Below are 18,400 nucleotides of genomic sequence, written 5' to 3'. Positions count from 1 at the left end.
GCCATGAAGTCTGCGCCGATTCGTCCAGCGTGGGAGAAAATCTGCCTGACCTGTCCTTACGCGTCAAGTCAGGGCAGGATAGACACCGGATTCGGCCCCCAAGAGGTCAGGATGGAACTTCGCTCCGAAGCAGCAAACCATGAGGAAGTGCGGCGAGTCGCGTTTCCAAGCGCCCGGACCCGCGCAAACGGCAGCGCGGACGCCGAAGAAAGTCCCTGACGAACGCTATGGCGAGCGAATCACTCCAGCAGGAAGCTGTCCCCCATACGGTCAGGAAGGCCCCAGCAGGTCAGGTTGCATCCCCCGATCGGTCAGGGAAGCGCCCCCGGAAGGGCAGGCAAAATCCCCCGTCCGGTCAGGATAAGCTTGCTCAAACCCGCAGAAATGCTGTGCTTTCGGCCTCCTGAATCTGAATCCTTTTGAATCGGAAAAGCTTCCGCTGCGAGCAGCGGCGTTTTGATTCTTTTTATTTTGAGAAAGAGATCGGCGTCGCGCCTGATGCAATCGTTCAATCCCCCCGCCTGGAGGGATACGCGAAGTTAGCCGCCTACGATAGGCTGCCGGCCAAATGACCTTGCGCATGGAGGGTGCATGATCAACTTCGCCAAGTTCGAGATCATCGGCCGGATCGGGGAAATCGACGCGCGGCCGAAATTCACCCTGCTGTCGGTCTGCGCGAATTATCGCCGCAAGGGTGACGATAACGAATGGCAGGAAGACAGCCACTGGAACCGCGTGAGCGTCTTCAGCGAAGGCCAGCGAAAACATATCGCCGACCGGGCTCAAGTCGGGGATCTCGTGCGCATAGCCGGACGGCTCAAGGACAACTCCTATGAACGCGACGGCGCGACGCACTACACAACCGATCGCATCGTCGAGGAATTCGGGATCCTGGCACCCAAAGGCATGCCGGGGTGAAATATCGGGGAGGGGAGGGCGCAATCAGCAGCGGCGCTCCACCACTTCCGAGGATTAGTCGATGCCCATAGCTGCTCCCCATCGCGCCAAAGCCATTGTCGAAGCCCTGGGTGGGATCTGGCGCGGTACGCGCGGCGAATGCCGGTGCCCGGCACATAACGATCATGGTCCCAGCCTGTCGGTACGCCTGGGCGAGCGGGCGATCCTGTTCCACTGCTTTGCCGGCTGCGACACGCGCGATGTTCTGGCTGCTTTGCGCCGGCGCAAACTTCACGATGCGGAGCCGCTCACAATGCCGCGCCCGAAGGCGGCCGCGGACCATCGCGCTCTTGCACTTCGCCTATGGAAGGCGAGCCAGCCCATCGCCGGATCTCCAGCGGCCGATTATCTGGCGGCGCGCGGTCTGCCGCCTCCCTATCCGCGTTGCCTGCGCTACAACCCGCGCACCATCGTCGGGGCCGGTGAGCGCCGCCGGTTCTTTCCGGCGATGATCGCCGCGGTCGAGAATGATCTGGGGGTTGTCGCCGTCCAGCGGACCTGCCTCGATCTCGCCGACATCCTGCACAAACCCATGCCAAAGCCGAAGATTGCCCTTGGCCTTCTCGGCGACGCGGCCATTCGTCTGGCGCCGGCCGGCGAGGAGCTTGGCCTTGCCGAAGGCATCGAGGACGCCCTTTCAGCAATGGCCTGGTTCGGAACGCCCACCTGGGCGCTGGGCGGGGTCGAACGCCTTGGGCTTGTCGCCATCCCCGAACGGGTCAAGCGTATCATCGTCTATGGCGATCGCGGTGCCGCCGCTGCCGCCATGCTCAAAAAAGCCCGCCCCCATCTCACAGCCAATGGACGCGAACTGGTGCTCCGGCTGCCGGAACGGCACGCGGACTGGAATGATGCTTGGCGTGTCCGCCGGGCCGCCGAGGCGGCCTGAAAGGGGAGGGAGCCTTCCGGCTGATGACCTGGCGCTGATGCCAGGTGTCAGACCTGGAGATGCCCCATGGCCACACACCCCCTCGCGCTCACGCTGCCGCTCGATGATCCCGCCCGTACCGCTGCTCAAGGCATAGCCGACCGGCTGTCCGAAGGATGTCCGGTTGCACGTAACGACCTCCTTGCCGAAATGACCTCCGCTTTCGGTGGCTCGAGCGCCGATGGCCTGTGGTCATTGCGCGACGCCTACGATGTGCTCGAACTCGCGCAGGTCCTCCATCTGAAGAACGCGACGCTCCCGGCAGATGCGAATGCGCGGCTCGCCCAGCTGATCGCTATGACGGCGGCGCTTCCCACGCAAAGCGTGCGTAGCGAAACGCAGATCGCGTTCCAGCAATTCTCGACACCGGCGCCGATCGGCTTCCTTGCCGCCAAGGCAGCCGCGATCACGGCACACGATATCGTGCTCGAGCCCTCGGCCGGGACCGGCCTCCTGGCCGTACACGCCCATCTCGCCGGCGCGCGCCTCCTTCTCAATGATATCGATGCCTGGCGCACGCGTTTGCTGCGTCACGCCTTTCCCGAAGGCAGGCTGAGCACGCATGATGGCGAACTGATCGACGATATGCTCGATCCGCAACTGGTGCCGAGCGTCGTGCTCCTCAATCCGCCCTTCTCGCGAAGCCAGGGGCGCGCGCGCGATCGCCATGCCGCGCTTCGCCATTTGCGCTCCGCGCTGTTGCGGCTTGCTCCAGGCGGGCGCTGCGCCGTTATTCTCCCCGACCGCATCGAGACGGAGGACGCGGATTGGCTGCACGCCACTGCGGGCGCGCATGCCCGGCTGCATCTCGACCTGCCGCCCGATGCCTATGCCAAGCACGGCACCGGCCAGGCAGTCCAGCTCATACTCCTCGAAAAGGACGGGGCAGGGGGCTCGGTCCCGCGCCAGACCTGCACGACGCTCGGCGCTGCGCTTGCGGCCATCGATGCGATGGCGACCCCATGCGCGCCGCAGCCGCAGCCGATCTCCCGCCCCAGCGGATTGTTCCGGGGCCTCACGCGGCGGACCCGCCCCGTCTGCTCGCGTGCGGCGGTGACCCTGCCCACGACCCGCGCGGTCGCCTATCACCGTCTCGACGCGCCCGCACCCGCGGGCGAACCGCAAGGGATTTACCTGCCCTATCGGCCGAGCCGTCTGCTGATTGCCGATGCTCGTGAGCACCCAAGCGCGCTGGTCGAATCGCAGGCAATGGGATCGATTGCCGCACCCCCGGTCGCTTATGAACCCGTGCTGCCGGCCAGGATCCTGGACGACGGCCTGCTCTCGGACGCGCAGCTCGAAACGCTGATCTACGCTGGCGCGGCGTTCGAGCGCGATCTTCCCGGGCGGTTCATATCCAGCGAGGAGGGTCTTTCGCTGTCGCCGGCAGAGGCCGGTAACGCCTATCGGACCGGCTTTTTCCTTGGCGATGGCACGGGCGCCGGCAAGGGGCGGCAGGTGGCAGGCGTCATCCTCGACCAGTGGTTGCGTGGCAACCGCCGCCACCTCTGGATATCCAAGAGCGAGACGCTGGTCGAAGACGCTCGCCGGGACTGGTCGGCGCTTGGCGGCTTGCCGCTCGACATCCAGCATCTCAACCAGTGGAAGCTCGGCACCCCGATCGCGCTGGGCGATGGGATCCTCTTCCTGACCTATGCCACCCTGCGCTCCAACCGCGGCGACAGGGGCACGCGGCTGCGCCAGCTGATCGAATGGATGGGTGAGGATTTCAGCGGCGTCATCGTTTTCGACGAGGCGCATGAAATGGCCGGGGTGGCCGGCGGCGAGGGCCGGTTCGGCGCCACGAAAGGGTCCGAGCAGGGCATTGCCGGCGTCCGCCTGCAAAATCTCGCTCCGCGCGCCCGGATTCTCTACGCCTCGGCGACGGGCGCCTCGGATGTCAACAATCTTGCCTATGCGACACGCCTCGGATTGTGGGGACCGCAGACGGCCTTCGCCGACCGGCGGGCCTTCGTGGAATCCCTGCGCCGAGGCGGCATCGCGGCGATGGAGTTGATCGCCCGCGACCTCAAAGCGCAGGGCCTCTATGCCGCGCGGGCGCTCAGCTTCGCCGGCGTCGAATATGACATCCTCGAGCATCGGCTCAGCGAAGAACAGATCGCCGTCTACAATGCCTATGCCGATGCCTGGGGCATCTTATGGCGAGCTGCGCATAACACCTGTTATCGCGAGGAAGCGGTAATGCGGAGGAGCGCGGCGTAGTCCTGCAAAGCTGCGGAACATTTCGCCACGTCCTTCACATTATTCTATAGGGTGTCGAGCCATCCCATCAGATTGGCATCTCGCTTCCACGAAGGTGGCACGTTGCTCGCCGCCGGGGCGCCAACCTGTTCCAGCGCCTTTCGTTTGGTCTCCAGATTGGCCTGAGCATAGTGATTGGTCGTATCGAGACTGACGTGCCCGAGCCAACTGCGGATGACGGTGATATCGACCCCGGCGGCAACGAGGTGGACGGCGGTCGCGTGCCGGAAGCTGTGAGGCGTAACGTGTTTTGACTGGAGGGTCAGCGTCGATTTCGCGGCTTGTTCCACGTAGGCGTTGAGCTTGAACCGCACCCCTGACGCCCCTAGCGGTTCACCGTATCGATTGACGAAGATCCGCTCATCGGGCGCACGGGGCTGTCGCTCCAGTAGCTTCCTGAGCAATGCCACGGTTTCTGGCCAGAGCGGGCAGATGCGTTCCTTGCGCCCCTTGCCGTAAAGACGCACGAAGTTCGGTGCATCGAACCGGATTGCTTCGGGACAGAGGTCAAGCGCCTCTTGGATTCGCGCGCCACTGTTATAGAGGAACGAGAGCAGTACATGGTCGCGCAGCCCTTCGAGTGTCGATCGGTTGGGCTGGGCGAGGATGGCCTCGACCTCCTCGGGCTCGAGGTAGCACGGCGCGGAGGTGGGCTCCCGCTTCAACGGAACAGCCAGGACCTCTGAGCACTGCGCGATGTATTCCGGATTCTTGTCCGCCACGAAGCTGAAGAAGCTGCGGATGGCGGCCAGTCGGCAGTTCCGCGTGCCGATCGTGGTCTTGCGGCCATGCTCGGTATGATGAAGGAACGCGCGCACCTCGCCGGCCGAGACGTCGGTGAGCGTCAGCCGCGCGACCCCGCAGCCTTTTCGCTCCGCGACGAACCGAAGCAGCAGCCGCCAGGTGTCGCGATAAGAGCGGATCGTGTGGATTGACGCGCTGCGCTGCTCGGCCAGCCACTCCTGGAAGAACGCCCGCAACAACGCGGGCAATGGATTGCCTTTCCTCATGGCCGCGCCTCCGTGACAAGGCACGGGGCGCCGAGCGCGCGGAACCGTTCACTGGCTTCCTGCAACAGATCCTGCGTGACGGTGATGTAGACCAGCGTGGAGTGGAGATCCCGGTGCCCCATGTAGGTCGAGAGGAAGTGCAGTTTTTCCTGAGGGTTAATGCCGGACCGGTACCACTGGAGGATGCGGTTCACCACCATCGAGTGACGAAGGTCATGGACCCGCGGCCCGGTCCGGCCCGAAGCGGGCTTGAGCCCAGCACGGCGCATGACGTTGGTAATCATTGTCGTAACCGCCTCGGGCCTGTAGCGGTCATTTAAGTGGGCATGCCAGAACAGCCCTGATTTCGGGTTCTGTGGGCCGCCAGCGCGCCGCCTCGCATCGATGTACGCGCGCAGTTCGACCGCGACACTGTCGGATAGAGGCAAGATCCTGGTCTTGTAGAACTTCGTTTCCCGGATCGTGATCGTGCTTGATTGCAGGTCCACGTCACCAAGATCGAGCCATGCCAGCTCGCTTCGCCGTAGCCCGGCACAATAGGCCAGCATGATCATGGTGTAGAGGGTCAACGGCCGCAGCGGAGCGTCCGGCGACGGATAAGTCCGTGCGGTATCGAGCATACGCCGAACGTCAGCCGGGCTGAAGATATGCGGTTGCCGATGCTCCCGCGCTACTTCCCGCTCTGGCCGGGGATTGAAGCGCTTTGGCGGGATAGTCGGATCGAGGCGGAACCGCGCCTTGGTCAGGATGCGCGCCAGCTTCTGGCATTCAGCCGCGTGGTTGCGGGTCGGCTTGGCAGCCGCCCAGCTCGCAATCATTGCCTCAAGTGGTTGCTCCGCGAGGTCGGGACGGGCCTGAAGGAACCGATCGAACCGCAGCAGCCAGTGAGCCTGCGCTTCATATTGATATCCCCGGCTGCGCATCAGCATGACATGGTCTTGCATGAAGTCACCCAGCACGCTGCCGAAGGGCGCAGGCCGTCGTAACGCGGCCAAGGATTCGTCGGGATTCGGGGAAGCCAAGGCCCGCCAGATCGGCTTGCTTTGCTTGACGTTGTACCGACGGCGAAGTGCAGCAACAGGGTTGTCGGCGATCAGCCCGATTTCGACGAGGTGGTCGAGGAAGCGGTCGACAATGCAGACCTGATTGAGCAGCGTCGACAATCGCCAACGTTTTTGCATCTCCTTCAGCCAGGCGTCGAGCATCTGCCGGTCCACCGCCGGATGCCGGCGGGCAACATCTTCGAAGGTGCAAAGGAACCAGCGATATGTCGGTACGCTTCCCGGCCGGAACTGCGATTTTACCAGGAAGGCGTCGACGACGGTGCGATCGGGATCGTGCCAGGCGCTCATGACAGCACCTCCATTCCAGGCACCTCGAGTGCCACGGCTCGGAGATCATCTGTTGCCAGTTTGAGATAAGTATTGGTGGATTCGGTGGATCGATGCCCGAGCACGTCGCCGATGATCTTTTGCGGGACCGATGCCCGCAGCATTTCGACCGCACGTGCGTGGCGGAAGACATGCGGCCCCCGCTTTCCTGCTGGCACTACGCCTGCGGCGGCCAACCGACCGCGGATCATGCCGTACAGGTTCGTCATTGCGATATAGGGTGCGCAGGATCGGACGAAGATTTCCCGCACTTCAACCTGGGGCCGCCCAAGGCGCAGATAATCCAGCAGCGCTTCACCAACAGTCACCATTAGCGGCATGTACGAGTACGCGTTGGTCTTGGTGTGGCAGATCCGGAGGGATTCTGCGCGCCAGTCCACGTCATCGAGCCGAAGGCGGCATATCTCACCTTCGCGCAGCCCATACGTGGCAAGCAGCTGAAGTATCGCATAATCGCGTAGTCCGCGTGGCGATCTGTCCTCCTGCGTTGTCGCCAGAACCGCGGCGATTTGGCTCCTTTCCAGCGTCGACGGCACATCTTCGTAGGCATAGAGCATGGGGCCGATGATGTGTGGCGTCAGATCGGTCGGGATGCGACCCGTCCGATGCAGATGGCGAACCACCGAACGGAGACGCTCAGCGACATCGGCCAATGATTTGCGCCGTAAACCAGGCGCGCGCATGTCCATGTAGAGATCGATGTCCACGATGCTCAACGTTTCGAGGCTGGCGGCACCGGCCCGGTCGAACTGCCATCGCAGGAAGTTTCGCGCCTCCCACATCAGCGCCGCAATGGACGCGCTTGCCAAACCGCGCTCCTCGCGCAGCCATGCCTCGTATTCGCGGCAAATTTCATGTCGATGCTCGTCATCGGGACCGATCATTTCTGCGTCCGGGGGCCAATTGCCTTGAGCAAGCCGGAGGAGCTTGGCGATCGCGGTGCGGGGCAACATGTGCCAACGCGCACTGGGAGGCCGACCGTACTGGATCTCAAAATCCTGAACCGCATAGCCAAAATACTGATCGACCTGCTGCGGCGTCACAGTCTCGACCTGTATATCGCACTCGGCCAGATAATCGAGAAACGCGCGGGCGTAGAGACGGTGGTTCGCCACGACCACGGGATTGTAATTCTGTGTGGTGAGCGAATTCGAGAGTTCGGTGATCAACTCGTCATGCAACTTCAACATGATTGCCTCCTCAGCTGGTCCAGGGACCGCCGAGGTTCGCAACCAATATAATGCGCAGCAACTGCGCACACTATCATGGGAATTCGCCGGTTACGCCGCGCTCCTCCGCATTACCGCTTCCTCGCGATAAGCGATCATTCACAACAATCTGCAGGCCGCGCTCGCCGCCACGCGCGTCACCGACGGCTTCAGCGGTGCCACCTATAATAGCGGCGCGAAGGCCGCGGCATTGTCGATCTTCGAATCGACCAAGCAACGCTTCTTCGGCCAGATCCTGCTGTCGATGAAGCTGCCCTCGCTGATCCCGGCGATCGCCGCCGATCTCGCGCGCGGCGACTGCGCCGTCGTCCAGCTCGTGTCGACCTCGGAAGCGATGCTCGATCGTGCCCTTGCCGACCTGTCCCCCGAGGAGCGCGCCTGGCTCGATATCGAGCTGTCCCCGCGCGAATTCCTGGTCGATTATCTGACCGCGGCCTTTCCCGTGCGCCAGATGCGCACCTATACCGACGATAGCGGCACGGTGCGCTCGGAACCGATGATCGACGAGGCCGGGCAGCCCGTGCTGTGCCGGGAAGCGATGGCCATGCGCGACCAGCTCCTCGAGCAACTCTGTGCGCTGCCGGTCGTCGGCTCGGCGCTCGATCACATAATCGGGCATTTCGGGACGGAGGCTGTGGCCGAGGTGACGGGCCGCAGCCGGCGGATCGTCGTCGATGCCGACGGCCGTCAGCGGATCGAACGGCGCAGCGCGCGCACGAACCTCGCGGAGACCGACATCTTCATGCGCGGCGAAAAGCGCATCCTGATCTTCTCCGACGCCGGCGGCACGGGGCGGAGTTACCACGCCAGCCTCGACGCGCCCAATCAGAGCCGCCGCATTCACTATCTCCTCGAGCCCGGTTGGCGCGCGGACGCGGCGATCCAGGGGCTGGGCCGCACGCACCGCACCCACCAAGCCTGCCCGCCCTTGTTTCGGCCCGTTTCCACCGATTGCCGTGGCGAACGGCGGTTCATCTCGACCATCGCCCGGCGCCTCGACAGCCTGGGCGCGCTGACCCGTGGCCAACGCCAGACCGGCGGGCAGGGACTTTTCGACCCCCGCGACAATCTGGAGTCCGACTTCGCGCGGGAATCGCTCGACCAGTGGTTTCGCCTGCTGTTCCAGGCAAAACTCCAATCGGTCCACTTCGATCAGTTCCAGGCGCTCACCGGTTTGAACCTGGCCGGGGAGGGCGGGGGGCTCACCGAGACCTTGCCCACGATCCAGCGGTGGTTGAACCGCATCCTGGCGCTGCGCATCGACCTGCAGAACGCGATCTTCGACGAATATCTCGGCTTGATCGAAGCACGGGTGGAAAAGGCACGCGAGGCCGGCACCCTCGATCTTGGCGTCGAAACGATCGCGGCCGACCGTATTTCGATCCTCGACCGGACGGTGATCCGGCGCGATCCCGTGAGCGGCGCCGAAACCGAGATCCTGCGTATCGAAACCGAGGAGCGATATCGGCCGCTGACCCTGGAGCGAGCGCATTGGCTTCTGGCCGACCCGGAAGCGCGCGGGTTGATCAACCCGCGTTCCGGCAAGGCCGCCATTTGCCGGCCGACCTTCTCGCTGACGGACGAAGAGGGGCGGACCGTGCGCCGCTATGAGCTGGTGCGGCCGACGCGCACCGAACGGCACCGGCAGGACCTCTTCGCCGAAACCCATTGGACCGACGTGGACCGGGCGAGCTTCGACGAAGCCTGGCAGGCCGAATGCGACGCAATGGCGGCGCAGACGCGCACGCAGATCATCTATCTGGTCACTGGCCTGCTGCTTCCGGTGTGGGGCAAGCTGCCCGACGATCATGTCCAGGTCTGGCGGCTGACGAGCGATGACGGCCAGTCGCTTCTCGGGCGTCTTATTCCGGCGCCGCTGGTTGAGCGGATTGCCAGCGCATTCGGCATCGCGGCCCATGTCGAGATCGACCTCGGCGCGCGGGTCGAGCACGTCCGCACCTCGGGCGAGATCATGCCGATCGGAGCGCTGCGGCTGAAGCGCGCCTTGGTCGCCGGCGATCAACGCCTCGAATTGCTGGACTGGAAGCCCGAGGCGCTGCCGCATCTCAAGGCGGCGGGCTGCTTCACCGAGATCATCCAGCACCGCACGCGGCTGTTCGTTCCCCCGAGCCGCGCCCTCGAGATCCTCGCCAGGATCACGGACTGACCCGCGGCCGCGCCAAGCGACCGAAGAGAGGGGAGGGGGCCTTCGGCCGGGTGGGCCTGAGTGGCTCAAGCCGGCCGACGAGGTCGGCGCAACCCTCGAAGGAGACAACCGATGATCCAGTCCGTGAAGGTCAAGAACCTCTCGCTCTCGAAGGACAATGTCCGCAAATCCAATCGCGATGCCGACCTCGACAGCCTCGCCGACAATATCGCCGCGCATGGCCTGTTGCAGAATCTCGTGGTCACGCCGCTCAAGAAGGCAGGACATTTCACCGTCAAGGCGGGTGGCCGCCGCTTGCGGGCGCTCCAGCGGCTGATCGATTCAGGTCGGCTTGCCGGGGACCATGAGGTTCAGGTGCTGGTGCTCGAGGATGATGCTGGATCGGCCGAAGCGAGCCTTGCCGAGAATTTCCACCGCGTCGCGATGAACCCGGCGGATGAGTGCTCGGCTTTCAAGCACTTCCTCGACAAGGGCGCGAGTGCCGAGGATGTGGCGAAACGTTTCGGCGTCACGACCCGCTTCGTTGAGCAGCGGGTACGGCTTGCCGAACTGGCTCCTCTCGTATTCGCGGCGCTGGCGGCGGGCGAGATCACGCTGGGGGTCGCCCAGGCTTATGCCGTCACGCCCGACGTCGATCGCCAGGCGCGCGTGTTCGAGAGCATGAGCCGGTCCTATTATGGCGACAATCCCGACAATATCCGCCGTGCGCTCCTCAACGGAACGGTCAAGGCGACCGACGCCAAGGCACGGTTCGTCGGCCGCGAGGCCTATGTCGGCGCGGGCGGCCGGATCGAGCGCGACCTGTTCGGTGAAGATGTGGACGAGAGCTGGATCGACGTGGAGCTCATCGAGCAGCTGGCCGCCCAGAAGCTTGAAGCGGCCGCGGAAGCGCTCGCTGCCGAACAGAAGCTGGCGTTCGTGACGCCGGTTCTCGCGACGCATGTGCCCTATGATACGGAGTGCCAGCTCCACGAATATCATCCGCCGCTGCGCGAATTGAGCGGGGACGAGCAGGAGCGCGTCGATAGTCTCTCGGATGAGGGCGACGCGCTCATCCGCGAACTTGAGACCGAACTCGAGGACGGCACGCCCGAGGCCGAGGCGGCTTCGGCGCGTCTCGCCGACATCGAGCGGGAACTCGATACGATCGAGGCGTCGCGCACGATGGTCGATGATGCGATCAAGGACCAGCTGGGCACCTTCATCTATCTGGCGCCCGATGGCAGTCCGCGGGTGCACAGCCGCATGTTCAGCGAGCGCGCCATCCGGCAGGCGGGCGAGGATGCAGAACCCGAAGCACCGTCCGGCAAGGTCGCGGCCTCCCGGCTCAGCGCGACGCTGGTTGACGAACTCGCGACCCAGCGCCGGCAGATCCTGGCAGCCCATGTCGCCTCGGATGCCGGGTTCGCGCTCGATCTCACGATATTCCTGATGGCGCACCGGACGGTGTTCGCCAGCAGCTATGTCCGGGACCACGCGACGTTGCAGGCCGCCGCCGCGAGCTTCCCGATCGTCAGCTTCCGCGATGAAGGTAGCGCGGCGAGCAATGTCCTGACCGAACAGCGCCAGGCGCTCGATGTGAGCTGGGCAGGCGGGAACACGCTGTCGTCCCGCTTCGATGCCTTCCGGCAACTGGATGAACAGGCGCGCGCCGATTGGCTCGCCCATGTCATGGCGCAGACGCTGGAGCCGACACTCAACGTCGACGATGGCGGGCGCCGCAACGGCTTCCACGATCATCTCGGACGGCTGCTCGACATTGATGTCGCGCAATGGTGGCGGCCCGATGCCCAGAACTTTTTCGGGCGGGTGAAGAAGGACGTCATGCTCGAAGCGCTCGACGAGATCGGCGGGCCGGTGCTGCGCGGCCGATACAAGGACGCCAAGAAGGGTGACCTTGCCAATGCCTGCGCTGCGCTCTGTTCGGGGCAGGGCATCGTCGAGGCCGAAGTCCGGGAAAAGGCGCTCTCCTGGCTGCCCGACGAGATGCGGTTCGGCGCGATCGAAAAGCCCGAAAGCTTCCGGAGCTATTCCGCTTTCCTCAGCGATGAAGACGACAGCGACGGCGGGGCAGGGGAGATCGCCCCCGATGGCGATGCTGGCGACTTCGAACAGGCCGCCTGAGGCGAACGCCTAACGGCGGGCGGCGCTTTCGTGTCGCCCGCCGCCCTTCATCGGCGGCGCTGAGACAGCCGCTCTTTCGCGGAGTATCCACCATGACCCAATCATCGGGCCGGCCCTCGCCGGCCGAGACCATCACGCGCGCCATCATCGACCGGCTCGAGGCCGGTGTGCGTCCCTGGGTACGGCCCTGGCGATCATGCGCCGCGCAAGGGCGCCCGCTGCGCGCCAATGGCGAGCCCTATCGCGGCATGAACACCTTTTGGCTATGGCTGGCCGCCGAGCAGTGCGGCTATCGGTCCCGCTACTGGATGACCTATCGGCAAGCACAAAGCCTCGGCGGGCAGGTCCGTGCCGGTGAGCAGTCGCAATTTGCGATCTTCTACAAAGCCTATTCGAAGAAGGTCGATTCCTACGAACGTCCGGGTGAGCTCGTCGATGAGCAGCGCCGGGTCATGCGGTCCTATGCGGTCTTCAATGCCGATCAGATCGATACACTGCCGGGCGATTTCTATCCCGAAGCCCTCTCCCTCGTCCCGCCGGGCGACCGGCTCGGTCCGCGGGCGGAGCGCTTCGTCGATCGGCTGCCCGCGCGGCTGCGATGCGGCGGCGATCGTGCTTATTATGATCTGCGCGCGGACGTCATCACCATGCCGCCGGTCGAGCAATTCGACACGCGCGCCGCCTGGGCAGCCACCATTGCGCATGAGGCCGGCCACTGGACAGGCCATCCAGCCCGGCTTGCCCGATCGTTCGGGAAGCGCTTCGGCGATCAGGCATATGCGTTCGAGGAGTTGGTCGCCTTATCTGGACAGTCTGCGCCGCCCGCAACATTGCAGTAAGGTCGGCGATGGACGCCCACGGTAGGCAGTAATCAGGCTGGCCGTAGCGCTGACCCAAGAGCTGGCGGAGGCCAGCCTGATTGCTGCCGGGCCATCAGGCGCACCGGTGTGAAGGTCAGCTTCCGGGTGGGGGGTCCGGGGGGAGGGTTTCGCGCCGGTGTCGATCATTACTGTTTGCGAGCGCCGCGAGGCCAAGGGCCTTGATGCGCATGTGCCGCTGATCCTGCGGGACGATGCGCTCTATGATCCCGATCTGGATCGCTTCTTTCTCGACCTGCCGCTGTCGGGGGTCCGCTCGCGGCACTCGCTTCGCGCCTACGCCTATGATGTTGCGGTCTGGCTTCGCTTTCTCGATGCCTGCGGCAAGACCGTGTGGGCTGCGACCCGCGACGATGTCGATGCCTATCATCGTGAGCGACGCCGCGACGAGGCCGATCACCGGATCACGGCGGCAAGCTGGAACCGGGCTGTCGCCAGCCTCGATCGCCTCTACCGCTGGGGCGAGCAGCAAGGGCTGATCGCCGACGCGCCGTTCAGCCGCCGCGCCGTGTGGCGACCGGCGCAAGGTGGCCGTCGTGGCATGATCGCGGCGCGCAACGACGCCTATGAACGTGTCGCCAGGCGGTCGGATGTGCGGTTCGTCACGATGGACGACTACCACATTTTCCGCGAGGTCGGCCTGCGCGGCCTCGCCCCGGACGGCACCGAGCGCCCCGGCGCTCGCGATCGCAACGGGCTGCGCAACGCGCTGTTCGCCGACCTTCTCGTCACCACTGGCCTGCGTCTTGAAGAGGCGTCGGGCCTGCTCGCCGATGAGCTTGCGGCCATCGATCACGACCACGATCAGGCTCAGCAGCTTTGGCTGCGCCTGCCGCCGCCGCTCACCAAGGGCGACCGGGGACGCAGTGTGCTGGTCCCGCGTCGGCTGCTGCGTCAGATCGCCGCCTATGTCGCCGTCGAACGCGCCGCAGGCGTGACCAAGTTCGCCGCGCGCGACGGCGCGGCCAAGCTCGAACGACCGATCCCTGTCACCCGCGCCGGTCTCGACCGCATGCGCGATGTCTGCACCCCAGAGGAACGATGCCGCCTGATCCTGTGCGACGAGGATGGACCGCCCCACGAGCCGGCGGCGCTATGGCTGACCGAGGTAGGGCAGCCTGTTCGCCCCAACTCGTGGGAGGTGATCTTCACCCGTGCCTGCAAGCGGTGCGAGGAGAACGGTTTCCCGCTGTCGATCAGTCCCCACCAGCTTCGTCACACCTTCGCAGTCCATATGCTCGCCTTGCTGATCCAGCAGCGGCTGCGCGAAGCGGCATTGCCGGCGGGGCCGGTGGAGAGCTACCGGCTGATCCTGGGCGACCCGCTGCAACAGGTGCAACGTCTGCTCGGCCACGCGAGCCTCACCACCACCTATATCTACCTCGATCATATCGCGACGCGCGCCGATACAGTGGACGCGGCCGTCGAGGAGCTGCTCGCGCTGCTGCCGGGACCGCAGGGCGCATGAGCGGGCATCCCCGCAAGGGCCGGCCTGTCGCTTTCGCGCCGATCACGCCGGAGTCCGTGCAGCCCGATGCTGTGCTCGGCCTCAAGTTCACGATCGAGGCACGGCATGGCGGAACGGTCCTGATCGATATGATTGGGCTCGTTCCTCGCCCACTCGCCATCGCCTTCGCGGGCGCGCTACGTCGGTCAGCGGCGCTCGGCGGCCCCATCGGTGCGGCCAGCGTCATCAAGCAGTATGTAAATGCCTACCGCCTGTTCTTCGCCTGGCTTGGCGATGACGCGCTGAACGTGGCTGGCGTCAGCGACCTGCGCGCAGTCCATATCGATGGGTTCGCCTCCGCGCTCGGACAGCGCGGGATGGGCGCGATCCACCGGCACATAACGGTCGGCAAGATCATCAACACATTGCGCGCGATCGAGGCAGACCGGCCCGATCGGATCGCGTCCGACCTGCATGAGCGGCTGCGCTACACGCTGGCCACATCGGCGGGCCGCTCGACCCCGCGCGATGCTTATAGCCCCTTCGTCGCCCGCGCGTTGCGCGACGCCGCGAGGACCGATGTCGAAGCGATGTTCCGCCGTCTCGGCGCCGACGACCGGACCGATGAGGGCGACCCGGTCATCGCCAGCGCGCGCGCCGATGTCGAAGCGATCATCGCGCGGCAGGGCTTTATCGTCGCAGACCAGCCCGCGCTGAAGAGCCTCTATTTCATGCGCATGCGGCGCGCATTGCCGATCAGCACGCTCATCGACGACCTGCATGGCCGCCATCACCTGCTTGCGCGCGATCTGCCGGCGCTGCTCGTGTTGCTCACGCTCGATACCGGCCTCGAGCCCGAGTGCCTGAAGACGCTGACCGTGGATTGTCTCACCAACCCCCATGCCGGCACGGTGGAGCTGCGCTATCTCAAGCGCCGCGCTCGCGGCGCCGAGCACAAGAGCATGCGCGTCCGCGACGGCGGTGGTGGCACGCCTGGCGGTCTTATTCGTCGCCTGATCGAGGCCACGGCGACTGCCCGCACGCATCTAAACGACGATCGTATTTGGGTTTATCACAACGCTGGCGGCCTGCGGGCAGGTATCCGCCACCCGACGGAACGGATCGATGCCTGGGTGGCGCAGAACGATATTGTCGATGACGACGGCAAGCCGCTCCACCTGCTGCTCTCCCGGCTCCGCAAGACCCACAAGGCGCTATGGTACACCAAGACCGAGGGGCATATGGCCCGCTTCGCGGTCGGCCACTCGCGCGAGGTAGCGGCGCGCCACTATGCTGATCTGCCGTCGCTCCGGCCCCTGCACGAGACGGCCGTCGCCGACGCCTTCCGCGCAGCGGTCGCCGCCGCGATGCCGACCGTGCTTCCGCCCACCGCCGAGCAGGCGTTGCGCAAAGCGCCCGATCAGGCCGAGCCGCTGATGCCGCTGGCTACCGTGGGTCCGTTGCTCGACGGCGAACAGGATGTCTGGCTCGCCGCCTGCGCGGGCTTCCATAACAGTCCCTTCGCCGAGGCCGGTTCGCCCTGTGCGCAGCCCTTCTGGGGCTGCCTTGATTGCCCTAACGCCGTCATCACCGCGCGCAAGCTCCCCGCGATCCTGGCTTTCCTCGTCTTCGTCGAAGAGCAGCGGCTGAGCCTGCCCGCGACCGACTGGGCGGCCAAGTTCGGCCGCGTCCATGCCCGCATCACCGCCCAGGTCGTGCCGGCCTTCTCCGATGCCGTCATCGCCGATGCGCGCCGGCAGATGGAGAGCGAGCGGCTTTATCTGCCGCCGGAGGCACGCGCATGACCATACCCGCCCATGCCCAAGAGCCTGCCTTCGACGATCGCCCCGTGCTGGCGAGCGCGCCGCTCAAGGAGGGCCACGCCCGCGAGGAGCTGTCTCGCGTCGGCGACCCGAGCTGGGATCTCGGTCTCGCCGTATTCCGCGAGAACGCCCGGCGCTGCCACGTCACCGTGCATTTCGACGTGCTCGAACATGCCGATGTGCAGGCGGCGATGCGCGCCTATCTCTACGCCCGTCTCAACGTCGATCTTCCCGGCTACCGCCCGAAGCTGCCGCCGGCGAGCATTCGCCAGGCATTCAACCGTGCCCGCCGGTTCTTCGCCTTCGCCCGTGAGCGGCTCGGACGGCTCGACGTTTCCCGTATCGATCAGGCATTGGTCGATGCCTATGCCCGGCACCTTCGTGCCGATCCGGCCCGGCGACCCGTCATCGTCGGCCACCTCCTCGAAGTGGTCCCCGATCTCTATCACTATCGTGACCACCTCGCTGGCGGAGGCCTTGCATTCGAGCCCTGGGCCGGACAGGCGCCCGCCCGCGTCGCGGGCTACCGGCATGTCCGGGAGAACCGCACGCCGCGGTTCCCGGAAGAGGTCATCGCCGCGCTGCTCGCATGGTCGTTGCGCTACGTCACCGTCTTCGCTGACGACATTCTCGCAGCCCGTCGCGAGCTTGATCGGCTCGAAGCGCGCCGGGATCGTCTCGTCGCCGCCGACTCCGGCCTCCCGGACGCTGATCGCCGGCAACGTCGCCGCACCCGCCTGAAGGCCTATTTCGGTCGCCGACGCAGCGAGGGGCGCGGCGCACCGATCTGGGGCACCGCTCATAACGGCAAGCTGCGCGTCGACCCCAACACCGGCGCCGTGACCCCACCGATCAACGCCCATCTCCTGCATCTCCATGCCGGGATCGACGTGCAGGCCGAGCCAGGCGCGCATCTCCTGCTGACCGGCGGTGAAGCGAGGTTGATCGACGCAGTGGCGGCCGAGCTGGGGGTAGAGGTCGGCGGCATGGACACGCCGATCTCGATCGATCCCGAGAGCGGTCGGCCATGGCGCGAGCGCTTCGACGCGAAGACTCTCGCACACGAGGAACGGATGCTCCAGGCCGCCGCCTATATCGTGTGCGCCTACCTGACCGGCATGCGCGACTGCGAGGTGCAGGCGATGCGGCGCGGGTGTCTCTCTATCGCGCGCAGTGAGGACGGCCTGATCGAGCGGCATCGCATCCGATCGACCATCTACAAGCGCCGGGCGGCCGTGGGCGAGGCGGCGAGCTGGGTGACGATCGAGCCGGTCGCCGATGCGATCACGGTGCTCGAACGCCTGTCGGCAGGACCGGCGCGCGCCAGCGGCAGCGATACGCTCTGGCCGGTGCTGCGCGCGAGCGCCGTCTCCAAAACGCATCTGTCGAGCGAGGTGGTCCGTCAGCTCAACACCTTCCGCGATCACCTCAACACCGCCTTCGGCAGCCCCGATATGCCGGTCATCCCGCCCGGTCCCGATGGCAAGCCGTGGCGCATCACGACGCGGCAGTTCCGGCGCACGATCGCGTGGCACATCGCCAACCGTCCGTTCGGCACCATCGCCGGCATGATCCAGTACAAGCACGCCTCGGTCGCCGCGTTCGAAGGCTATGCCGGGACCAGCGCATCGGGGTTTCGCGCCGAGGTCGAGGCGCAGCGCCGGCTCGGTCAGACTGATGACCTGCTGGACTATTTCGACCGGCGTCAGAGCGGCGCATCGCTTGGCGGGCCGGCGGGACCGCGTATCGGGCGGACGCTCGACGATGCCGCCGTTCAACTCGGGCCATTGCCCGCCATGATCGCCGATCGCGCCCGCCTGCGCGTCATGCTCGCCAGCGTCGCGCGCACCTTCCATGTCGGTCCGCTCGCGGATTGCTTCTTCGATCCTGCAACCGCGCTCTGCCTCAAGCGCGTGACAACCCCCGATCCCGCGCAGCCACTCACCGCCCTGTGCGAGCCGACCCGCTGTCCCAACGCCTGCATCACCGCCCGGCACAGGCCGGCCTGGGAACGCGCGGCGGCCGATGCCAGGGCGCATCTACGCGAACGGCGCATCTCCGATCTCCAGCGTCAAGCTCTCCAGCGCGAGCTCGATCGCCTGACCGCGGTGATTGCCGGGATCGATCCTCCCGCGCCGTAGACCACCCCGGCTGTTGGCGGAGTCCTGCGCCGGTCGGCGCGCC

Annotated in this window: 13 protein-coding genes; 9 read left to right on the top strand and 4 right to left on the bottom strand. The window is 65.7% G+C overall.

Annotated elements, in window-relative coordinates:
* Positions 1-311 precede the first annotated feature (311 nt).
* Complete coding sequence (locus tag K426_RS30805; protein WP_013041755.1) at positions 312-512, bottom strand: hypothetical protein; 201 nt, start codon at positions 510-512, stop codon at positions 312-314.
* A 79-nt stretch (positions 513-591) separates the two neighbouring features.
* On the opposite strand from K426_RS30805, the gene K426_RS27535 reads away from it, so the two are divergent.
* The 3 genes from K426_RS27535 to K426_RS27525 all read left to right on the top strand — a co-directional run bounded on the left by K426_RS27535 (position 592) and on the right by K426_RS27525 (position 4,108).
* Positions 592-918: a single-stranded DNA-binding protein gene (locus K426_RS27535; RefSeq protein ID WP_066564304.1), complete on the top strand. Its 327-nt coding sequence runs from the start codon at positions 592-594 to the stop codon at positions 916-918.
* A 61-nt stretch (positions 919-979) separates the two neighbouring features.
* Positions 980-1,846: a DUF7146 domain-containing protein gene (locus K426_RS27530; protein WP_007688081.1), complete on the top strand. Its 867-nt coding sequence runs from the start codon at positions 980-982 to the stop codon at positions 1,844-1,846.
* A 66-nt stretch (positions 1,847-1,912) separates the two neighbouring features.
* Complete coding sequence (locus K426_RS27525) at positions 1,913-4,108, top strand: strawberry notch-like NTP hydrolase domain-containing protein (RefSeq protein WP_066564301.1); 2,196 nt, start codon at positions 1,913-1,915, stop codon at positions 4,106-4,108.
* 44 nt (positions 4,109-4,152) lie between these two features.
* Here the strand turns inward: K426_RS27525 and K426_RS27520 are convergent, their stop codons facing one another.
* The 3 genes from K426_RS27520 to K426_RS27510 are packed head-to-tail and all read right to left on the bottom strand — an operon-like array spanning position 4,153 to position 7,738.
* A complete protein-coding gene (locus tag K426_RS27520) occupies positions 4,153-5,157 on the bottom strand; it encodes a site-specific integrase (RefSeq protein WP_009823939.1) in 1,005 nt (334 codons plus the stop codon).
* Positions 5,154-6,509: a tyrosine-type recombinase/integrase gene (locus K426_RS27515; RefSeq protein WP_009823940.1), complete on the bottom strand. Its 1,356-nt coding sequence runs from the start codon at positions 6,507-6,509 to the stop codon at positions 5,154-5,156. The genes K426_RS27520 and K426_RS27515 overlap by 4 nt, the downstream gene beginning before the upstream one ends.
* On the bottom strand, positions 6,506-7,738 hold the full coding sequence (locus K426_RS27510; protein ID WP_007015824.1) for a site-specific integrase: 1,233 nt from the start codon (positions 7,736-7,738) through the stop codon (positions 6,506-6,508). Before K426_RS27510 ends, K426_RS27515 begins: the two co-directional genes overlap by 4 nt.
* A 229-nt stretch (positions 7,739-7,967) precedes the next feature.
* Between K426_RS27510 and K426_RS27505 the strand changes: the two genes are divergently transcribed.
* The 6 genes from K426_RS27505 (at position 7,968) to K426_RS27480 (ending at position 18,357) form a co-directional block, all read left to right on the top strand.
* Entirely contained in the window at positions 7,968-9,944 is a 1,977-nt protein-coding gene (locus tag K426_RS27505; RefSeq protein WP_009823943.1) for a strawberry notch C-terminal domain-containing protein, read from the top strand.
* Between the two features lie 111 nt (positions 9,945-10,055).
* On the top strand, positions 10,056-12,068 hold the full coding sequence (locus K426_RS27500) for a ParB/RepB/Spo0J family partition protein (RefSeq protein ID WP_007688079.1): 2,013 nt from the start codon (positions 10,056-10,058) through the stop codon (positions 12,066-12,068).
* 92 nt (positions 12,069-12,160) lie between these two features.
* Positions 12,161-12,907: an ArdC family protein gene (locus K426_RS27495; RefSeq protein WP_066564298.1), complete on the top strand. Its 747-nt coding sequence runs from the start codon at positions 12,161-12,163 to the stop codon at positions 12,905-12,907.
* A 157-nt stretch (positions 12,908-13,064) separates the two neighbouring features.
* Positions 13,065-14,414 (top strand): tyrosine-type recombinase/integrase, encoded by a 1,350-nt coding sequence (locus K426_RS27490; protein WP_066553252.1) that lies wholly within the window; start codon positions 13,065-13,067, stop codon positions 14,412-14,414.
* Positions 14,411-16,198, top strand: coding sequence for a hypothetical protein (locus tag K426_RS27485; RefSeq protein ID WP_066553254.1), 1,788 nt, complete (start codon positions 14,411-14,413; stop codon positions 16,196-16,198). Before K426_RS27490 ends, K426_RS27485 begins: the two co-directional genes overlap by 4 nt.
* Complete coding sequence (locus K426_RS27480; protein ID WP_066553256.1) at positions 16,195-18,357, top strand: integrase; 2,163 nt, start codon at positions 16,195-16,197, stop codon at positions 18,355-18,357. Before K426_RS27485 ends, K426_RS27480 begins: the two co-directional genes overlap by 4 nt.
* Positions 18,358-18,400 lie beyond the last annotated feature (43 nt).

This window comes from Sphingobium sp. TKS (assembly GCF_001563265.1).
Classification (GTDB): Bacteria; Pseudomonadota; Alphaproteobacteria; order Sphingomonadales; family Sphingomonadaceae; genus Sphingobium.
This window is presented reverse-complemented; position numbering and strand designations above follow the sequence as displayed.

What these genes read in the sequence shown, in the direction of transcription:
- K426_RS27480 (WP_066553256.1), top strand. Translation starts at nt 16,195, where the DNA reads ATGACCATACCCGCCCATGCCCAAGAGCCTGCCTTCGACGATCGCCCC.
- K426_RS27510 (WP_007015824.1), bottom strand. Translation starts at nt 7,738, where the DNA reads ATGTTGAAGTTGCATGACGAGTTGATCACCGAACTCTCGAATTCGCTC.
- K426_RS27515 (WP_009823940.1), bottom strand. Translation starts at nt 6,509, where the DNA reads ATGAGCGCCTGGCACGATCCCGATCGCACCGTCGTCGACGCCTTCCTG.
- K426_RS27525 (WP_066564301.1), top strand. Translation starts at nt 1,913, where the DNA reads ATGGCCACACACCCCCTCGCGCTCACGCTGCCGCTCGATGATCCCGCC.
- K426_RS27530 (WP_007688081.1), top strand. Translation starts at nt 980, where the DNA reads ATGCCCATAGCTGCTCCCCATCGCGCCAAAGCCATTGTCGAAGCCCTG.
- K426_RS27485 (WP_066553254.1), top strand. Translation starts at nt 14,411, where the DNA reads ATGAGCGGGCATCCCCGCAAGGGCCGGCCTGTCGCTTTCGCGCCGATC.
- K426_RS27500 (WP_007688079.1), top strand. Translation starts at nt 10,056, where the DNA reads ATGATCCAGTCCGTGAAGGTCAAGAACCTCTCGCTCTCGAAGGACAAT.
- K426_RS27495 (WP_066564298.1), top strand. Translation starts at nt 12,161, where the DNA reads ATGACCCAATCATCGGGCCGGCCCTCGCCGGCCGAGACCATCACGCGC.
- K426_RS27535 (WP_066564304.1), top strand. Translation starts at nt 592, where the DNA reads ATGATCAACTTCGCCAAGTTCGAGATCATCGGCCGGATCGGGGAAATC.
- K426_RS27520 (WP_009823939.1), bottom strand. Translation starts at nt 5,157, where the DNA reads ATGAGGAAAGGCAATCCATTGCCCGCGTTGTTGCGGGCGTTCTTCCAG.